The organism is Pseudoxanthomonas kalamensis DSM 18571 (assembly GCF_010211745.1).
GTDB classification, from domain to species: domain Bacteria; phylum Pseudomonadota; class Gammaproteobacteria; order Xanthomonadales; family Xanthomonadaceae; genus Pseudoxanthomonas_A; species Pseudoxanthomonas_A kalamensis.
This window is the reverse complement of sequence record NZ_PDWQ01000124.1, coordinates 1-538: the sequence shown is the minus strand read 5'-3', so window position 1 is coordinate 538 and position 538 is coordinate 1. Positions and strand designations below refer to the sequence as shown.

Genomic DNA, 538 nt, shown 5'->3' with positions numbered 1-538 from the left:
GCTACACATTCTTCTTAACCACGCATCAGATGACCAAGATCTAATATTGACACCATAACGACAGCACCCCCCAAGTAAAACAAATGGGATTCTGGAAACCAGCTAAAAACTCAACGAGCGATGCCGAAAAGCGTACCGAAAAATGCTTAAAGAATCGTTACTGAATGACCATCAAGCAGGCGGCTTCCGCTTGATGCCTCGTCATTTTCCCTTTGTAGCGATCGTGGGCCAGTCTGAACCCAGATTGGCCCTCACGCTGCTAGCCATCGATCCAATGATCGGTGGGGTCCTCATCACAGGCCCTCTCGGCACGGCCAAATCAACCTGTGCGAGGTCCTTCGTTGACCTCGTTCCAGGGATCGTCGTCCGTGACGTCACGGCAGGCACTACCGTGGACCGATTGATCGGCAGCATGGATCTCGAGGCTGCATTAGCCAGCGGACGGCGCCGTGATCATGTCGGCCTCCTCACCGAAGCCCAGGCTCTGTGCGCCGACGATGTTAACCTCTTTGATGACGCCGTAACAGCTGCCCTCATT

Annotated in this window: 1 protein-coding gene; it reads left to right on the top strand. The window is 54.1% G+C overall.

Annotated elements, in window-relative coordinates; genetic code table 11:
* Positions 1-142 precede the first annotated feature (142 nt).
* Positions 143-538 (top strand): AAA family ATPase (locus tag CSC70_RS14335; protein ID WP_211369518.1); only part of this gene is annotated, 396 nt, incomplete at its 3' end.